The organism is Sphingomonas kaistensis (assembly GCF_036884275.1).
Taxonomy (GTDB): domain Bacteria; phylum Pseudomonadota; class Alphaproteobacteria; order Sphingomonadales; family Sphingomonadaceae; genus Sphingomicrobium; species Sphingomicrobium kaistense_A.
Window position 1 is genome coordinate 1,894,895 of the sequence record NZ_CP145607.1, and the last position, 18,177, is coordinate 1,913,071.

The 18,177-nt window shown below is 58.6% G+C and carries 19 protein-coding genes; 13 read left to right on the forward strand and 6 right to left on the reverse strand.

Annotation, left to right across the window (positions count from 1 at the left end):
• The 3 genes from V6R86_RS09175 (at position 1) to V6R86_RS09185 (ending at position 2,131) form a co-directional block, all read left to right on the forward strand.
• Positions 1-474 (forward strand): BLUF domain-containing protein, encoded by a 474-nt coding sequence (locus V6R86_RS09175; protein WP_338503952.1) that lies wholly within the window; start codon positions 1-3, stop codon positions 472-474.
• A 333-nt stretch (positions 475-807) separates the two neighbouring features.
• Positions 808-1,275, forward strand: a complete 468-nt coding sequence (locus V6R86_RS09180) for a carboxymuconolactone decarboxylase family protein (protein ID WP_338503954.1) — start codon at positions 808-810, stop codon at positions 1,273-1,275.
• Positions 1,265-2,131: a sigma-70 family RNA polymerase sigma factor gene (locus V6R86_RS09185; protein ID WP_338503955.1), complete on the forward strand. Its 867-nt coding sequence runs from the start codon at positions 1,265-1,267 to the stop codon at positions 2,129-2,131. Before V6R86_RS09180 ends, V6R86_RS09185 begins: the two co-directional genes overlap by 11 nt.
• Before the next feature lie 375 nt (positions 2,132-2,506).
• Here the strand turns inward: V6R86_RS09185 and V6R86_RS13870 are convergent, their stop codons facing one another.
• Positions 2,507-2,878 (reverse strand): thermonuclease family protein, encoded by a 372-nt coding sequence (locus tag V6R86_RS13870; protein ID WP_425335951.1) that lies wholly within the window; start codon positions 2,876-2,878, stop codon positions 2,507-2,509.
• An 890-nt stretch (positions 2,879-3,768) separates the two neighbouring features.
• Positions 3,769-3,930, reverse strand: coding sequence for a hypothetical protein (locus V6R86_RS09190; protein WP_338503958.1), 162 nt, complete (start codon positions 3,928-3,930; stop codon positions 3,769-3,771).
• Positions 3,931-5,183: 1,253 nt separating this feature from the next.
• On the opposite strand from V6R86_RS09190, the gene V6R86_RS09195 reads away from it, so the two are divergent.
• Together V6R86_RS09195 and V6R86_RS09200 are read left to right on the forward strand one after the other, a co-directional pair.
• Positions 5,184-5,597 (forward strand): MarR family transcriptional regulator, encoded by a 414-nt coding sequence (locus V6R86_RS09195; protein WP_338503961.1) that lies wholly within the window; start codon positions 5,184-5,186, stop codon positions 5,595-5,597.
• A gap of 268 nt (positions 5,598-5,865) precedes the next feature.
• Positions 5,866-6,375: a hypothetical protein gene (locus V6R86_RS09200; protein ID WP_338503964.1), complete on the forward strand. Its 510-nt coding sequence runs from the start codon at positions 5,866-5,868 to the stop codon at positions 6,373-6,375.
• Positions 6,376-6,478: 103 nt separating this feature from the next.
• On the opposite strand, the gene V6R86_RS09205 is transcribed toward V6R86_RS09200, so the two are convergent.
• The 4 genes from V6R86_RS09205 to V6R86_RS09215 all read right to left on the reverse strand — a co-directional run bounded on the left by V6R86_RS09205 (position 6,479) and on the right by V6R86_RS09215 (position 9,712).
• A complete protein-coding gene (locus V6R86_RS09205; RefSeq protein ID WP_338503965.1) occupies positions 6,479-7,426 on the reverse strand; it encodes a hypothetical protein in 948 nt (315 codons plus the stop codon).
• A 52-nt stretch (positions 7,427-7,478) separates the two neighbouring features.
• Positions 7,479-7,748 (reverse strand): lysozyme inhibitor LprI family protein, encoded by a 270-nt coding sequence (locus V6R86_RS13875; RefSeq protein ID WP_425335952.1) that lies wholly within the window; start codon positions 7,746-7,748, stop codon positions 7,479-7,481.
• 425 nt (positions 7,749-8,173) lie between these two features.
• Positions 8,174-8,800: a glutathione S-transferase gene (locus tag V6R86_RS09210; RefSeq protein ID WP_338503966.1), complete on the reverse strand. Its 627-nt coding sequence runs from the start codon at positions 8,798-8,800 to the stop codon at positions 8,174-8,176.
• Positions 8,801-9,292: 492 nt separating this feature from the next.
• The gene (locus V6R86_RS09215) at positions 9,293-9,712 is read right to left on the reverse strand and encodes a BLUF domain-containing protein (protein WP_338503968.1); all 420 of its coding nucleotides are present in this window, start codon (positions 9,710-9,712) and stop codon (positions 9,293-9,295) included.
• A gap of 164 nt (positions 9,713-9,876) precedes the next feature.
• On the opposite strand from V6R86_RS09215, the gene V6R86_RS09220 reads away from it, so the two are divergent.
• From V6R86_RS09220 to V6R86_RS09255, 8 genes are all read left to right on the forward strand, one after another.
• On the forward strand, positions 9,877-10,320 hold the full coding sequence (locus tag V6R86_RS09220; RefSeq protein WP_338503970.1) for a hemerythrin domain-containing protein: 444 nt from the start codon (positions 9,877-9,879) through the stop codon (positions 10,318-10,320).
• 941 nt (positions 10,321-11,261) lie between these two features.
• Entirely contained in the window at positions 11,262-12,776 is a 1,515-nt protein-coding gene (locus V6R86_RS09225) for an ATP-binding protein (protein ID WP_338503972.1), read from the forward strand.
• A gap of 235 nt (positions 12,777-13,011) precedes the next feature.
• Positions 13,012-13,176, forward strand: coding sequence for a hypothetical protein (locus V6R86_RS09230; RefSeq protein WP_338503974.1), 165 nt, complete (start codon positions 13,012-13,014; stop codon positions 13,174-13,176).
• A gap of 123 nt (positions 13,177-13,299) precedes the next feature.
• Complete coding sequence (locus V6R86_RS09235) at positions 13,300-14,724, forward strand: GGDEF domain-containing phosphodiesterase (RefSeq protein ID WP_338503976.1); 1,425 nt, start codon at positions 13,300-13,302, stop codon at positions 14,722-14,724.
• Positions 14,725-15,219 (forward strand): BLUF domain-containing protein, encoded by a 495-nt coding sequence (locus V6R86_RS09240; protein ID WP_338503977.1) that lies wholly within the window; start codon positions 14,725-14,727, stop codon positions 15,217-15,219.
• Between the two features lie 5 nt (positions 15,220-15,224).
• Positions 15,225-15,917, forward strand: coding sequence for a response regulator transcription factor (locus V6R86_RS09245; RefSeq protein ID WP_338505463.1), 693 nt, complete (start codon positions 15,225-15,227; stop codon positions 15,915-15,917).
• A gap of 74 nt (positions 15,918-15,991) precedes the next feature.
• Positions 15,992-16,432 carry a MarR family winged helix-turn-helix transcriptional regulator gene (locus tag V6R86_RS09250; protein ID WP_338503978.1) on the forward strand — a complete coding sequence of 147 codons (441 nt, stop codon included), beginning with the start codon at positions 15,992-15,994 and terminating at the stop codon, positions 16,430-16,432.
• 190 nt (positions 16,433-16,622) lie between these two features.
• Entirely contained in the window at positions 16,623-17,765 is a 1,143-nt protein-coding gene (locus V6R86_RS09255) for a two-component system sensor histidine kinase NtrB (RefSeq protein WP_338503980.1), read from the forward strand.
• Positions 17,766-18,177: the final 412 nt, after the last annotated feature.

Sequence of the window (18,177 nt, forward strand, 5' to 3'; positions counted from 1 at the left end):
ATGAGCACCAGAGAAGACCAGATACTTCAGGTCGGGTACGTTAGCACTGCTGTTCGTCTTCAAAGTCCTGAAGTAATGCATGCAATTCTTGCCGCCTCTCGCCGCAACAATTCGGCGCTGAATGTAACGGGTTTGCTGGTCGCCGGCCGCCGACGCTATCTTCAAGTTATTGAGGGACCGGCCGAGGCGATCGAAGACTTGCTGTCGAAGATCGAAGCTGATGAACGCCATAAAGGCTTAGTCATTTTCCTGCGCCGAATTGTGCAGGAGCGGAGCTTTGGCGAATGGTCCATGGCGTTCCGCGGCAGTCCAACCCTTAGCTTCGAGGGTGATTACCGCCGAGCGCTAGAGTGGATGACGCGCGGCATGGAGGAAGGCCGGCTCAAGCAACAGATACTCGCCTTCGCAAGGCTTTGCGATCTGAAGCAGGGTGGCTTCCCGAGCCACCTGCAAGCAATCTCACAAGCCGCCTGACGTTCGATCGCCGTGGGCTGCTTATGCTCCGCAACGGGTCGGCAGCAACCATCGCGCAGGCTCCTGAGCGAGCGTCCTCTTCTGGTGAGTTCACGGACACCTGAGTGCTCGCTATGGGTCGCAAGCGGACTCTCGCCACTTAGCTGAACGAGCGCCCGCTTCGGCCAACCTAGCTGCAAGAAGCAGACCTTCTGCTCCCGGCCATTCCTCGCCTTGCTGACGCCCACAAGTCAGGCTTCGTCGGTTCGAATTTTTTCGTGCCGGTGTCACATCGGTCGGGTCTGCATCGTCATGGTTTCGAGCGCTTCGATGCTCGTGACAAGGAGACCAATCATGATCCCTCGCCTCGACAACCCATCCGCACTATTCCCCGCCGGCTTCAAGGCAATGGTCGCGCTCGAGCAGGCGCTCGCGCAGGCGATCGATCCGGAGTTGCTCGAACTGGTCAAGCTGAGGGCGTCGCAAATCAACGGCTGCGCCTTCTGCATTTACATGCACACCACCGACTTGCGTAAACGCGGAGTCGACGAGATGAAGCTTTACTTGCTCAACGCCTGGCGTGACTCATACCTCTATTCCGGACGAGAGCGGGCGGCGCTTGGTTGGACCGAAGCCCTGACGCGAGTTGCAGATGATGGCGCCCCGGATAACGAGTATAATGCGCTCGCCGAACAGTTCAGCGAAGAGGAACGGGTGCAACTGACTTTCGCCATTGGCGCAATCAACGTCTGGAACCGCCTTCAGGTCGGTTTTCACGTCGCTCATCCGCCACGTGGCGCAGTGATGCGCGATGCCGCCTGACCAGCACCTGGCTGATTTTAAGGCGCAGCGGCCGCGGTTGCTGCGCCTTGCTTACCGCATGCTCGGTTCACTGAGCGAGGCTGAGGATGTGGTCCAAGACGCCTGGCCGCGCTGGGCAGCAGTGAACGGCGGAGTCGACGTACCGGCCGCCTATCTCACCCGGATCGTGACTCGCCTGTGCCTCGACCAGCTTAAATCGGCGCGGGTACGACGTGAGGAATATGTTGGCGCTTGGTTGCCGGAGCCGCTGTTGCAGCAAGCCGACGAGGAGGGGATCGCCGACGACGTAACTCTGACGCTAATGATGGCGATGGAAAGGCTGTCGCCTCTCGAGCGCGCGGCATTCCTGTTACATGACATCTTCGAAACGCCGCTGAACGAGGTGGCGTTAACGCTGGATCGCGACCCTGCAGCGGTTCGCCAGCTCGCATCTCGCGCCCGACGCCACGTTAGCGAGGCGCGGCCGCGATACGTGCTATCCCCGGAAAGTGCCTCGCAGCTTGTGCGCGCATTTCATGAGGCGAGCACGAAAGGCGACCTCAAGATGCTGAGCGGTATCCTTGCCGACGAGGTTGCAGTCTTCTCCGACGGCGGCGGAAGGGTCCTTGCTTTCCGCAATGTTGTCCGAGGAATGGATCGGGTCCTGCGCCTCTTTCAAGGGCTGGCGCGCAAAGCGGCGTACCGACCGCAATTGCTTCGCACCGTGATGATCGATGGCCTTCCCGGCTTCGTCAGCGTCGATCGCGGGGCGGTGCTGCAGACAACCGCCCTCGAGGTTCGCGACGGCAAGATCACTGCTCTCTACATAGTGCGCAACCCAGACAAGCTGCGGCACGTCGAAGAGATGCTGGTTTAGCAAGTCGACCAGGCAAGTTGCTGTAATCGAGCCGAAATTGGGCCGTCCGCTTCCGGCTCGTTCCGCCGCGAAGCAGACGGTCGGCTAACGGCCAGGAGTAGCCGCACAGTCGCAGAGGGCTGAGTTGCGCCCGTTACGGACGGTCATGGCGGCCGAGCGACCGCCAAAAAGCGGTCGTCCGTTCAGCTATGGCAATTTCCTCCTATGAGAGAGCAGCAACCCATGCTGCGAAAGCGAGGGTCAGCGGGACAGCGACGATAGCGAGCTTGTCGAGCAGCCTTTGCTTTCTCTTCCTTCGCGCCTTCTCGCGGCTCTCAACCAATCCAGCCCTCCAAGGTGGCAGCCGACGTGACGAACTAGTCAGTCCGGTGCCGCTTAAATGCGGCAGGCTCGTGCTACCCTTCGGTCGTTGTCGTAACGCTGAATGTAGCGGACGCCTGAGATGCGGAGCATTCGGCAGTTCAGATTGACCCGGCCTGCGAAGGCCATGCCCAAGAGGCGTCCATACCGGTCTCGGCCTACCGGTTCAATCCGAACGGGGCCTAGCCGCAGCGCTGAGCGCATAGCTTCCTTTGCCACGCGTGCCTGCCGATCGCTGCAAACGTGATCCCCGAACCTCTGCCGGCATGGTCGCGACTTAGTCGGGTCGGGAGCATCGATTCCGAGCAAGCGCACCTCGCCCAAATTACGACAGCGTATCCCATCACCGTCGATCACCGTGGCAGCGAGGCAAAGCAGCAAAGACATGCCCCCAGGTCTAAAGGAGTAAGTGGTGGCCGGAAAGCGGGCCGAGCGCTGGTCTGCCCCGGGGACTGTCTATCCGCACGGTCAGGCTGAGCGGTGTCGCGGTCGTGATCCGCATTTTTCCGAGGGGCAGCCACAGAAGCTAATGTCTGCTTTCGACCCATTTCAGACATTCGACAGCGTGAGCCTGCAAAACTTCACAAGCAAGTGGCCATGGAAAGCTCAATATAGCATTGCGCCTCCTCGCGAGCTTCGCCTTAGGCCCAAATCGGAAGTTCCGGTAAATCTCGCTTAAACTCGCCGTGGTGAATGGGTCTTTGGAGGCCCATAATGCACTCAGCTGATCTTACTCACATGTCTCTCGACGGTCTCTTTCAGAAGCTGAAGGCTGCGCACGTTGAGCTTCGGACTTGTATCGACGAGATGGAAGCGCTCACGACCGGCCCAGCAATCAGTAGGCCGGTCTACTGTTCGGCCAGGTTTCGGATCAGCAATGCAAGCTTGAAGCGTCGCGCAACCTTTAACTTCGTTTGCGACAAGCTAAGCGAATCGGCGACGGCCGAAGAAGCAGATATGATCGCCCGTTTACGCAGTGAGGATCTTGCCTTGGTAGGGCGCTCAGCTCAGCATGTTCGCGATTGGCCGGCAGAGCAAATCGAAGCTGACTGGCAAGGGTATTGCAAGGCTTCGCGATCGATCAGAGCCGCGATGGCGAGAGAGCTCAAACATGTCGAAGAAACTCTCTTCCCAATTCTTCTGCGACACAGCCTCAGGCACCGCAGTCACATACCAAAAGCTGCATAGCCGCAGCTTACCCGCCGTTGCTTCGAGGCGTTCACGCAGCGCTTGTGACTAAGAACTTGGACAAGGTGACCAGAACGCCTTGCAACTCGTCAGTTCTCTTTGTGGGTTCGCGCTTCGTTGCGCTCCTGATCGGAAGCGTCCTTGTCTAACTGGCTGGCCACTAGTTTGACCTGAGCGGCTAGGATGTCGCTCTGGGATGCAGCCCACTCGCGAAGTTTTCTTGCGCGTTCTCGTTTGTTTTTGGGGGTCATCAGCCACCCTTTAGGTTGTTGAGTTCAGTCCGGGGTGGCAGCCCATGCCGAGAGTTGTTGCCGAGTCAGAAGTAGGGCCGCCAATTGCAGATAGGCAGGTGAAGCTTACCGCCTCGTTATCAGGCGCAAGCACCTTTGTTCTCGCGTCTGTAGAGCCACGCTCCAGATAATTACCCACCTTCAGCCACGAGCGACTTGCATAATCGTTCTTGATCCGTCTCAAAGGGTTGTGAAGCGACTCGGACCAGAGAGCGTTCGAGAGCTCGCGCTTGAGGCGCTTGAGAAGCCGCCGCTGCCTCTCACCTTGGGCCCGTCCGGCAGACGCGTGCTTTCGCGTTGGCGCTTGCTTGGCTGCGCCACTGCGCCACGGATGATGTTCTACCGCGATCTACCTGGCGGTGGGAGTGCCGCGACCGCTTGCCATCTCCGACTTTGAGGATCGATCGCGGGCAGCGACCTGATGTCCACTTCCGACCCAAAGAAGACATTTCGCTTACGACTTTGAAACGGAAGGCAGACACAGAGATGCACTCCGCGCAAGCGTGGTCAGAAGAGCGCCATCTGGCCCTGTATGCCACGTCGCCTTAGGCTAGCGAGCTGTTCGGGGCTGAGAGGCTCCCGGAGCTCGATTCCACATGAGTTCCCAACCGACCACGCGACCCGTCCAGCAAGAGGAAGATCACCGACCCGCAACAGAATTTGCGTTTCCTGTTCTGGCAGCTCGCTTCCTGAAAGGCGGACACCCCGATCGCTCACATCGCTGACGATCACGGCTACCCACGTTGGCGGCGCAGCTTGGCCGAAGACCGCGGGCTGAACACTTCCACCAGGAACGATGCGATCTCGACATAGCAATTCGAGCCCTTCGGCCATCGTTTCACTCCACGCAAAGAACTGGCGCTCGCAAGGCCAGCAGAACGTGTTCTAGTCGACGATTGTTGCGGTGCGATGAGCAAGCCTCGATCTGGCTTATTATGAGACAATGAGGAGGAGACTTCGCCCTACGGGGTGCATGCCTCGCTTCTCTTACAGAGACGACACGTTTCACCGTCAGGTTGTATGCATTGGCTGTCCCAATCAACACAAGATGTGCACCCTCAGCATCTTGGGTGCCATTTCCGTGGTAGGAGGAGTGTAAGTCACTCAGTTTAGGAGCATCCGTGTCTGATCGGCGTAGCACTCGTAGTGACCAGCGCAGCGCTAACGAGGGGAGCGGGCAGCCTAAAAATTGCCTTAAGTCTGAGCGTTCGAACTTGAAGAAGGCGGTCATCAGCGCAGAGGCTCTTCTTGCGCAAACCGGAGAGACTGCTCCAGCGAAGGTGAATATAGATGGATGCCTTATCCGCAGGATGTTGAGGGCGCGACGTTCCCGTGAGCAGCAGTTTGGCCCGAACCTCTTTGCGGACCCAGCTTGGGACATCCTACTGGAAGCGTACGCGGCAGAACTGGAACAGCAAAGGATTTCTGTAACTGCTCTCAGTGAGGCCTCAGCCGTACCACCTACGACGGCGCTGAGGTGGCTAAGCAAACTTGAAGAGGACGGCTGGTTGCGGCGGAAAGCGGATCCTTACGACGGGCGGCGCTTCTGGGTTGCCCTGACTGAGCAAGCCTCAGTGCAACTCCGAACCTACTTCGACAATGTCGAACCGGGGTTGTTCCTGGTTTGAGTCATCTTCTCTGCCAAGCGCCAGGAGACGACACCTAGCCATGTCGAGGTGAGCGCCTACGTTGGCCGGGAGACCCAGACGGTCTACCATCTCGATGGCTTTATCCACGTGGTTCCGAACCGTGCGGATGTCTTGAGTTTGAGGCTCGCCGCCATATCGCATCTCGAAACGAGACCGACAACAAGGATTTGTGGCTGTGTCTCACTTCGGTGCAGTGGCTCTAGAGGCTTGGAGTTGGCTACCGTAGGTCCAAGGATTAGCGAAGATAGTGTTTGCAAGCGGTCGAACTCAGACCCTCGAACGCAATGTCGCAAATGGGTGGAAAGCGGACATTGCAGAGGTGTCTATTGATTGCAGTTATCCGGTGCGCCAACACAACCTCATGAATGATCATGAGCGCGGTCTCCTAGCCTTTGTGGCTGAACCCAATCGAAGCCGCATGGAACGCTTGCTTCAACTCGGCCCTAAGCGTCGAGGCGATGCACGAAGTTTGCTGCGTTCAATAGAACTCAATCCGCGTTTCTCCGAACACCTCAAGGGAAGCGAGGCATTCCCGCTGCCGGCCGAGGTCAATCTGCGCAGAAGAGGTGCCCCTTCCACCTGCTACGTCTTTGCCTCGGATAGCGGATTGGATGGCCGCGAGATGCTACTCGGTGAGGCGCTAGAAGCTGTAGTTGGAATGGGTGAGGCCGCCCTTATTTCCTGCATCCCCGGCCATCTGGCCTTCTACGAAGGCGATTACATGAAGATGTCCTACGTTCTGTCAAAGCCACGGTGATGTCCGCAATGGGTGGAAAGCGGACATTCGGCTTGGATGCCCGAAGGAAGAGTCTCGGCACGGTTCAGGCTAGCTTTCAAACACTGCTTGCAGCGTGGAAAACTCAAAGGCGTCCTCGTATGCCAACCTTGATTCTGCACTCCGAGACAACCCGCTGCAACACCACAGAGTCATGGGGTATCTCATACGGATATGGTCCAAAGCGAACAGCGATCGTTCCACGCTGAGGCTTAGCTAGGGCATCGATGACCGAATGGCTCAGCGGGATGTCAGCGCTGATGGTATGCCCTTTTGACTTCGCGGGACCTGTCCAAGTGACGCTGCCAACCCGAATGGAGAACTCAGTCTTGTCGTCCGAATAGACGAAAGGCGTCTCCTGGTAGGTTAGCGCGACCCTTTGAGGCTGACACGTAAAGCCCACACTTTGGAACCATGCATTCGGCCCAGGATATGCAATCGGATCGCCGCCCTGTTCAGAGTAGATCCAGCCTTGTTTAGGGGGGGTGGGCGAAGCTTCCCGCTTGATTTGGCTGTCAGCGCCTGCCGGTGGAAGTTCAGCAGTTTGCTGGGCTGGTAAGGGCGCCTTGAACGCAGGCAGCGCGGGAGAGCCCAAGGCAACAGATAACTCTTCCAGAGCCTTTTCATAGCTCTGAATGCGCCTTTCGAATTCTGCGGGGGACGGACAACCTGGTAGGTAGATATTGCGGGGATCCTGCAGAGTATCTGCTAGAAGAAAGCCAAATCGCTCACCGCCAAGTTTCTCAACAGCGATCTTTTCCAGCGCATTGGTCCTTTGCGTGGCAAGGCGGATCCGGGTTTCGGCAGCTGCATTTGCACACATCGTGCTATACTGTAGAGCCAATGAAGCCTTGAATGATCTCTGTACAGTCAGTTCGAGTTGGCGAGCGTCAAAGGAGTAGGAGCCTGGCTTCTCCTCCCGCTTCTCGACAACTTGGCGTGGGGCCGCAGCACCTAAGACATTCGGCTCAGCACTGGCGACAGTAGGTTGCATGACGGCGGCTGCGAGGAAGGTGAGGCGCTGAAGTTTCATCACCCCTGTTTCGCTGACGAGGGCGTCGACCGCAATGCGTGGAAAACGGACTTCAAAGATCGTTCCGGAACTCTCTACGAAGCTCCGCCGCTCGACTATAATTCATGGCTGCTGTGCAAGCGATAATGCTCGAACTGTTCATGGTGTTACCTAGGTAGCCATCTGCCTTTGGCGCGCACTCTGCATCACGGAAAGCGAGCCAGACTTTGTGCGCCTTCACGATCAAGGCGCCCCGCATGGGCGACTCGCTTCTTCGCAGTTGTGAGAGAGCAACGGTGAGTTGCCGCTGCGAACTCGCGAGATTGGACGTGCACGTAACCATCTCGACTGGTGGATCTTATTGCAGGCTGAAGCCGAGAACACTCCTCCTCGCTTCGCTCTTGCGCTTGGCTCGCACTACTAAGAACCATTAAAGCACAGAAAGCGGAGGCGAGTAGCAAACGTCCCATTCTGCTGTTTTCGCAGCGCAAGCTAATGTCCGCAATGGGTCGAAAGCAGACATTCGCGTCAAGCATCGCGCTCGGCTAAGCACCGCGAATGTCGATGCCTGATGCTGTTGAACGCGCGTTTGCTCTTGCCCGATCGGGTCAGTGCCGCAGCGTTGCAGCCATTGTCCGGCGGTTGGCCGCGAAAGACCGGATGGCGGTCGAGGACTATCTTCAGGCGCCTCAGGCTAGACGAGAGCTCATTCTAGTTTGCAGCGATGCTTGGCTTGCGGTGCAATAAGGTTTCCAACGCCTGTCTAGGCTAAGCGTAAGCGTATGGACCGCCCGCGCGCAGGGCAGCCTGGTAGGCGGGGCGGGCGTGGATACGGCCAAGCCAAGCGGACAGGCTGGGGCGACCTTCGCGGGCGTTGGCGCGTGCGGCTGCGGCTTCCAAGGGAAAGCTCATCATGACGTCCGCAGCCGTGAACTCGCTGCCGGCGAACCAAGGCCGCTGTGCAAGCTGGGCCTCAACATAGTTGAGGTGGACATCGACCATCGGTCTGAACTTGCGCAGCCCAGCCTTGCCGAACAGCGGGATGCGGGCGAGCACCAGATTAACCAGCAGCGGCGGCATCAATGAGCCTTCCGCATAGTGCAGGAAGTGACGGTAGAGCAGCGCCCCCTCGCGCTCGGCCGGCGCGCCCAGGCGGCCAGCGGCCTTGTCCACCAGATACTCGACGATCGCGCCGGTTTCGGCAACGACTTGGCCATCATCCTCGATCAACGGCGACTTGCCGAGGGGGTGGACCCGCTTAAGTTCGGGCGGCGCGAGCATCGTCCGCTTGTCGCGCTGGTAGCGCCGCACCTCATAGGGCAGCTCAAGCTCTTCCAGCAGCCACAACACCCGCTGCGAACGCGAGTTTTCGAGATGGTGGACGACAATGGTCACACCCGCTCCTCAGCACTGCTTTCGCAAGAGATCAACACGTAGGGGACGTGGGAGAGGCCGAATGTCCGCTTTGGGTCGAAAGCAGACATTAGCAAGCTAGCTGAACGAACGTCAGCTATCCGCTGGCGTCCACTTGAAAGCGGACGTTCCCGCTTTCACCATCAGGGGGCCCGAGCAACAAGGGTGGCGACCCATCGAGGATTGTTCCGAGCCATCAAGGAGCCGCCGATCACAAAAGTTACATGAGACCGGCGTATGAGCAGGCAAAGGAACGGGCCGATTGAAGCGAGGTGGTGAGTCCTCTGCTCGGCCCTGATTAGCGGGCGTCAGGGAACGGATCGCTTGGCTACAAGCGTGGTAGAGCAAGCGTCCTCATCTGAGAAAGCGCGAGGTGCCTCTAGATGGATTGGCGGAGGGCAGGACCGTCCACGCCGTCGAGAACCGCTTCCACCGGGATGGAGACTGAGTTAGGCTACGTGTGGGCGTCGCTCCTCAGCCTGCGGAAGCCACACTCTGCAATTCCGCAAAGCCGTTGAACTGAGCTCTAAGATCTGGATCAGCGAGGTCACATGTCAACGCCTCGACGCTCTGTGCCAGCGTGGCGCCGACCGGACCGTCACTTACCGCCTTGATTGACGCCATGCTCCACGTCCCAAATTGACGCTCATCGGCATACCGCTCCGCAAGCAGCACGCAAGCATAGTGCCGCTGATCTCGCTGAATGCGAGCATAGGTCGCCCGCACTGCGTCAGTTGGCCCCTCAAGAGCCTGCAAGAAGCGACGCTCCCCCGCTACAAGGAGCCCCGTGACGTTCTGCCGATCATTGTTGCGGCGCGAGACCGCAAGGATGTCCAAACAGATATGCGGTGTGATCACCCCACGAGACGAGCTGATGTAGACAAGTTGAAGCATGCGAGATCCCCACGTGGCTAGCGTGGTACCCCATGCTTCTTACGTTCGGGTAAATAGTCGCAACGGCGTTACCTAGCTGTAAGGCCACCTAAGAACCTGTTCGGCGCTTGTTTAGGTCATCGTCATCGCACGCGATTTCGGCGTGCAATCGACGAGGCGCAATCTTGAGACGAACAGACTCGCTACGAAGGCAGCACGACGCAGCTGGCAGCCTGGTGCAGAAGCTAAGCACCGCGATAGGCAACTACTCCGGATCAGCAGACGCGTATCCGATCGCGATCGATCTGGCCAAGCTTACAGGCCTTCTGCGGATACACTTCGCTCAGGAAGATCGCAGTCTCTATCCGGAGATGATGGCCAGCTCGAGCAACGAGGTTGCAGCTACGGCTGCAACTTTCCAGCGCGAAATGGGAGACATCGGTCCGATCTTCGAGAAGTTCGTGGAGCGGTGGGGGACGTCAGCCGCGATTGCTGCCGCTTTCGCCACATTCAGGATTGAAGCCAGCGTCCTTTTCGCCAGGCTAGCTGATAGAATACGACGCGAGAACGAAGAGCTCTATCGTCTGGCTGACGAGATGCATCAGCCTCAACAACCACGCGATGCTTGATTGATCAGCACAACTGAATAGGTCTTCCCGCGGCACACACACCCGGACCGGGAGGATCACCTCCAGCTCTACGAGGCTATGCCGGTGTTTATCACCTACCTTACAGCCTTACCCGATGGTGCGGCCACTACGCTGTTCCGCCCAGATCCGTATGAGCGTAATGCGAAGGTCCTGGCGCGCTTCGGCGATGATGAGCCGCAGATGCGGCCCGCAAGACCGCCACTCACCATCGATCTGAATGCTTTGCCGTCAAACCTTGCCGCAAGAGCAGCTTCGAGATCCTTACCGCCCAGCGGCAGAATGGCGACAGGCCGGCGCCGAAGGGCCCGGCGCCGAAGGGCCCGGCGCCACGTAAGACGTCACGGTGAACGGTCATGCCTATTCAGCAGGAAAGTGGTTTCCGCGTGACGCTTCCACTTTCCAAGCTGCATGGGGGCAGCAACGCTCAGCAGCAACCGTCCGCTTTCGGCCACTTACCGAAGCGTCGACCAGATGAAGCTGCACTCCTAATACTGGTGGATAGCGGAATGGCCGCTTGCGGGTGAGCACCAATGAGTATCATACGCTCGTTCATGCGGAGGCTGCGTGTTAGCTTAGCGCCCGATCCGGACTCAGGTCACGCGCTACGTTGCCCTAGCGGACGCTCAAAGCACAGACATCACGCAAACTTTCCTACGCTTCACATTGTTGCCGGAGTGCTGGCTCGCCTCATCCCCGGAGCTTAAACCCAGTCCGCTTCTTCCTTAATCCTGCCGAGCAGCCACGGCTACAAAAGCCCGGTCTGGCGCAAGCCGCGACAAATGACCTCGCGCTCCAGCTTGTTCGCCTGACCTAATTTGGTGCAATGGTCCGGCGGTCTGCCGATCGTTCGTCGAATTAGATATGCTAGTCAGCGACCGGCTGTTACCGTCGACCTTGTTTACTCCGGGGGGAGATGAAGCTTGGGCTATGCACAGCCGATCACGGTCGACCACTCGAACTTGGCCATCGAGAAGCTTCCGGTAGCTGCTTACTTCATCGACAAGGACGGTTTCATCTCTGGGTTCAACCAGAAAGCACGGGACCTATGGGGACGTTCACCCGAGGCAGGTGAACGCTGGTGCGGGTCCTACAAGTTATTCACACCCGCAGGTTTGCCGATCGACCGGCGGGATTGCCCCATGGCGCAATACCTGCGCGATGGGATGTTTCCCCCAACAGGAACTGCCCTGCTCCAACGGCCGGACGGTGATTTTCGGATGATCAAGCCGCATCCAAGCCTGGTGAAAGGCGAAAACGGAGAAATCATCGGCTTCATGAACGTGGTTATCGACGTCACCGATCTGGAACCATCGTCCCGCATCAGCGACAGCGAGGAGATGCTGACCAGCGTCCTGTCATCGAACTCGGTCGCGTTCACCGTCTTTGACTACGAGAACCGGCGCGTGACCAAGGCCAATGACAGCTGCTTGCGCCTGATGAACCATGAGCGGGCCGACCTCGATGCGAGTACATCCGGCTATCGTGACTTCATGAGCAACTGCGAACAGCTCCTGGACGCGGCGGCGATCGACGAAGCACGGGTTAAAGGTTGCTGGTCGACCTACGAAAAAAGGTTCGATCGCCCCGACGGTCGCAGCCTGGCCGTGCGGGTCAGCTCGGCGCCCATCACCGCCTTACCTGGTCATTGTCTTGTTTGCATTGAGGACCTCACGGCCCACAAGGAGACCGAGCAAGAGAACCAGATCCTGAAGTCGGAAGTGCATCATCTGTCCAGGCTGTCAGCCATGGGAACGATGACCGCGATCCTTGCACACGAAGTCGCCCATCCCTTCTCGATCATCAAGAACGCTCTGTTTCTGATCGAGAATGATGAGGAAGTAGGGAAGCAGGTTGAGATCTCTGACACACTGAAACAGGCATTTAAATTGATCAAGCACGAGGCGGACCGGGGACACCGCCTTGTCGAGCGGATGCGCAACTTCTCCCGTCCTGACCTCGCCAACAAGAGCAAGGTGATTATCAGGGACGTTATTGACTGTTGCGTCGAAATGATTTCACTCCGGTTCCCTGGCTTATGTGTGAACACCAGCATCAGTCGCAAGGTCGGTTGTCTGATCGGCGATCCTGTTCAGATCGAGCAAGTGCTCCTTAACGTCATGCGAAATGCTGCCGAGGCCATGGACGGAAAAGGATTCTTGCAAGTCGATGTAAGGCAACGATCAGGCTCCGTAATAATCTCGATTGCCGATGAAGGAACTGGCTTCAGTGATCAGGCGCTTGCGACAGCCTTCACTCCGTTCAAGTCCACGAAGATGAACGGGACCGGACTCGGCCTGTCGATCTGTCGCTCCATCCTTGAACAGCACGGCGGAACCATTGCCATTGTGCCTCGCGAGCGGGGAAGCTGCATAACCATGCGATTGCCAAGTGTCGACCAGCAGGTTCCAACGGTTCAGGCATTGGACCTCGACTGAACTGACGCAGTGGCTTGCCGAGCGGAGGTCTTCGTTCGCACCATTGCCGGAGAGAGGACGTCTGATTTGTCTTGGATGCCAAGCCGCGCGAGGTGTTCAGAAATCTTGTAAGAGCCTAGGAGCTGCCGAAGCTGACTTCGTGGGACGCTGCGGAATCCACCATCGGGTCAAACCTATATTAACCGCGCGCCCGCCTGAGCATAGCCTAACTTGATCATAGTCGGGAGTGCTGGCCATGGGACGAGAAGAACTTCGCACGTCTTTGGACGCCGCATTGACCAAGGCGTTCGCCGCTCGAAACGAGCGGGTCCGCATGGCTTACATTGACCTTGCCGACTTCTACGAGCGGCAGCTTCGCAAGAACTATGGTGCGGGCAGCGGTTCCGTTTTCCTGCGCTAAGCTTTAGCAATGACGAAGGCGCTCCGTGTCGGCAGGGACTACTGAAAGACCACCGGGAGAACCCGGTATTTGATGTTACCAGCCGGCCGGGTAGCTTTCTGCTGACCATTAGCAGGCTAGACGATGATGATGGCGACGACTGCCCTAACTGCCTCGATGCCATGCCTGCCCGTCACGAGCATCAGGCCGGAACTGCACGGCCTTAGTTCACAGTTAGCGTGCAACTGGAACCTGCTCCCGGTGAAGGCGGTACGCGAACTCGCCGCTCGGCCGCAACCGTTGGCTGTGTTCGAGGACGCGATCACGGGACTGGCCAACATCTTGGCCCTGCGGCACATGATCGACGGCTTGATCGAAGCTCGGCGTGACTTTGGATTGATCCTCCTTGAGGTTCATGATCTTTGCACGGGTAAAGACGTGGCGAACTATGGTCGTCAGCAGCAGATTGCCTCCGCGTTGGACGGCATGGTCAGGATCGACGGAGCTGTTGCGCGGCTGAACGAAAGCACCTTCGCGCTGCTGCTCCCCGGCGTGACATCCCGCCGCACGCTGGAGCGCTGTGCGGCAAAGACATGTGTCAGGATCAAGAACGCATTGGCCGACGGACAGCTGATCCCCGTGCAAGCTATTGCCGGAGCTGCGATATACCCTTTGCACGGCCGCACCCGCGAGGACGTGCTGCGGTCCGCCGGCGCCGCCCTCGCCGAGACCAGGAACCCGGACCGGCAGCAAGTAAAAGTGTTCACCCGGTCGTTGGAGCTTCGAGCGAGACAGCACCAAGCAGCGCTCCAGCGTGCTGCAGCATGCATTGCACGGCCAGATGGTTTAGCCCTGGTCTATCAGCCGAAAATCAACCTCAAGACCGGGCAGGTCGCGGGGTACGAGGCCCTATTGCGCTGCCAGGATTCGCTTGGCCGCAAACACCCTCCGATGTGGATCGCGCCGGCTTTTTCGATACGAGACCTGTCCGTGACGATCGGCACGCGAGTGTTGGACCAGGCACTTGATTTCCTCGGCAAACTTTGTCGCTCGAACCGGACCGATGCTCATGTCGCGATTAACGTCACGGCGACGGAATTGTCTGATCAGCATTGGGTTGCCAGCGTGCTCCGTAGCCTTGAGCGAAGCGGCATCTGCCCATCGGCGCTCGAGATCGAAGTTACTGAAACCGTTCTCCTTCATGGATCGTCCACCACTGTGATTCGCAGCCTGCAGAAACTTCGCAGCGCCGGCACCAAGGTCAGCCTCGACGACTTTGGCACCGGCTATGCGTCGCTTACTCACCTGCGTTCATGCCCTGTCGATACTCTGAAGGTCGACCGCAGCTTCGTCCGCTGCCTTCACGAGTCAGACTCGGCTGCGATTGTCCGCAGTATGGTCGACCTTGCAAGCGACCTACAGTTGAACGTCGTCGCCGAGGGCGTGGAGAATGCCTCCCAGCATCGCCAATTGACCGATTGGGGCTGTCGTCAAGGCCAAGGCTTCTACTACGCTCGCCCTGCCGGCGCCGAGTATTGGCTGAAATCCAGCAAGATCACGAGCCGGTGAATGCTCCGCTTCTGCCTCTACGTCAGTACATGTCGCTTGGCGCGGGGAAGTGCGATGGAGGAGGTGTATCACCTGGTCGCCGGCGCCCGTGCATCCAACCGGCGCCTTTCGGTCAGCGGTACGCTGATTTTCTCGGGGACGTACTTTGCACAGTATCTTGAGGGACCCGAGGAAAACTTGTCGTTGCTTTTCCAGCGCATTTGCCGCGATCCAAGGCACGGCCAGATCAGAGTTCTGCTGGACAGCCGGCGTGAGAGACGGGAGTTCCCCCGCCGGTCACTCCAGTTCTCGGGTCCCTCGATGTTTGTTGACCGGCACATCGGCCAGTTCTTCGACGAGGACTTGCAAGGACAACAACGCAAGCTTGCCGTTGGACAGCTCCTCCAAATGATGCGGGGCACTACTCAAGCAATTGCCGATGGTCGGCGCTTGCCGCCGCGAAGCAATTGTTCCGGGTCGGAGGTCGATCAATTTCTGCTGGAGTCGCCCGCGTGAGCAGCATGGGAGATGCAAAATCAGTCGATCCGAAGGTCCCAGGTCCAAAGATCGCCTACGTCGTCGATGATGATCCGACGTTCAGGCGGTCGCTGCTGCTGTTGCTTGAAGCGGCGGGATGGGCCGTCCAGGATTTTAGCTGCGGCGAAGATTTCCTTGCCGAGGTCGATCAGCTGAGGCCAGGCGTGCTCCTGTTGGATCTTAGGATGCCTGGCATGAGCGGTCTCGATCTGCTGGAGAAAGGCGGTGCTCGCCTGCTCAATTTTGCGATTATCATCCTAACTGGACATGGCGACGTCGACGCGGCGGTCCGTGCGCTCAAGGGTGGTGCGGTGGACTTCTTGGAAAAGCCCTTCGACGGCCTTCAGCTGCTCGCCATGCTCGACAGCAATCTCGCCCAACTACTCAACAGCTTGGAATTTGCCCGGCGCGAACGGGAAGCCGTGGCGCGCGTCGGGCAGCTCAGCAATCGAGAGCGCGACGTCCTCAGCGGTCTGTTGGCAGGCGCACCCCACAAGGTAATTGCGAGGCATCTCGGGATCAGCGATCGAACCGTCGAAATGTATCGCAACAACATGGTCCGGAAGCTAGGCGCTAAAAGCACCAACGAAGCGCTTCATCTTGGCATGCTCGCCAAGGTTCAGCCTGCCGAGGTCAGCGGGGGGTCTGTTCAAGTCACTACCGGGAAATCCCCTTAGCGACAAACCGGTCTACCTCCAGAATGGTTGTTTCTGCACAATTGTCGAACGATCCAATTCCAAGGAGCAGTTCGATGTTCGAGAGTATGGTCGGTGGGGCCGCGGAGCCGGTGAATTGTCCGCCCCTTCCTATCCGCATTCGTGACACCGCGCCCGTGATTCCAGAAAAGATCGAACGAATACGGCGGAGCAGGAGAAACCGGCACCAGCACTTTCCGCCCGGACTGTTCGCCGACCCGGCCTGGGACCTGCTTTTGTATCTCTACTCCTCGGACCTGTGCAGCAAGCGCACGACGGTCAGCAAGGCTGTGGCTGCCGCCGACGTTCCGGAAACGACCGGCCATCGGTGGCTGAGCCACTTGCTTCAGCTCGGATTATGCGAGCGTCGCCCTGACCCGGTCGATGCTCGTCGGCAGTATGTGTCGCTGACCACTCGCGGGCGGGAATGCATGGACGGCTACTTTCGAGCGCAAGTCGGATTCGAGCGAAAGGAGGAGGGTGGTAGGAATACGTGACGAAGCATCAAGGGTGCAGGGCGACGCCGCCGCTGATGCTTCGGTAACGACCAATTCGAAGGACTGCGGCCAGGAAGAACACCGATCACTCCCGGCTGCGTCCTGACCTAGGAGATGTTGCAGGCTATTCCGGGAGCAGGCAAACAGTGTCACGTCTGCCCCACAGGGCAGGGTGCATGAGAGAGGTCTCGTGACGGATTCAGACATGCCGCACGCAGCTAGGCCGGAAGCCGAGGCTGTTGAGGTCAGCCTCGAGTTTCTATCTCGGCTGGGCCAAGCCGCTCTTGATCCAATCATCGTCTCGGACGCGCGTGGCTGCATCGCCTACTGGAACGACCGATGCACCGAATGCTTCGGATGGGCACGCGAGGACGTATTGGGCAAGAGGATTCATGACCTCCTCATTCCCAAACGGTTGGTCCCGCACCACCTTTCATCCTTCGCGAAGTCCATCGTTATCGAGGGTCCACCGCCCAAACGCTATGTCACGCATGCATTGAGACGGGATGGAACCGAGTTCATGGTGGAGCTCTCCATCATCCACATGACGATCGGCTCCGCTCGCTTTCCCTTCTGCTTCGTGCGGGACATCGACGCGGAGAAGAGACACGAAGCGAAGCTCCGCGAAGCTGACGACAAGCTGGCTTATCTTGCAAGACTGAACGCGATGGCGACCATGGCCGCGGCCTTGGCGCATGAGATGGCCCAGCCGCTTGGTGCCGCCCAAAACTTTCTGTCAATCGCGTTGATGGAGAGGGATCATCCGGCGCATGAAGCGCTGCTGGACTGCCGTTCGGCGCTGGGGGAAGCGGCACAGTCGCTGGCCAGCATTCGCGGACTGGTCCGCAAGGGCGGAGCGGTGCCGGACGTCGTCGCGTTGGACGAAGTTCTCAACGACGTACTAAGGGTTCTTTCCGCGCAGAGCCAAAGCCATGTCCGTTTCGAGATGGGGTCGTGCGCTCACCTTGTCTGGGCCGATCGCATCCATGTCGAGCAAGTCCTGACGAACCTTCTTCGTAATGCCACCGAAGCGTTGCAGTCGCGGACGGATGGCCAGGTGGCGGTTACCGCGGAGACTCAAGGCGAGCAGCTAGTCGTTGCGGTCGACGATAATGGTCCGGGTATCCCTGAAGAGCGTTGGCCCACTCTGTTCGAGGCCTTCCGCTCCACGAAGTCGGAAAACATGGGCATGGGCTTGGCCTTGTCGCGGGTGCTGGTGGAACGCTGTGGCGGTCGCTTGTGGATCGAGCACAAGAATGGCAGCGGGGCGCGGTTCTGCTTCACCCTGCCTCGCAAGACGATCATGACCGCTCCCGCAGGCGGGACGTCTTGATCTAAGTTGAGCGCTCTAGAGAGTGTTGGTATCCAGGCTGGATCCAGCGGACCAAGCAGGCCGTAGAAGCTGTTCTTTACATCGCAGAGTTTGGCTCCTCCGCAATTTGAATGGATTAGATGCTACACTAGGTGTCGAGTCTGGCAACGCGTACAAGGGATTGCAAGCCTTCAATGATGTTTGGGCCAGGCAGGCGTCAGCGTAGAATGCACCTGATCTCAAAGATTTCTGCCACTGCGACATAGCCGGGTAACTCGCGTATTCAGCCTTCCCCACTTGGGATCATGAGGCGAAAGTTCGAGGCTAAATAGCCCCGGTACCTTCGGCGCTGCACAACTTTGGCCGAGTTGTGCAGCGCCGCGCGGCGTCTGATTGGGATTCGCCCCGAGCCTAGTGACGGAAGCTGCCGGAA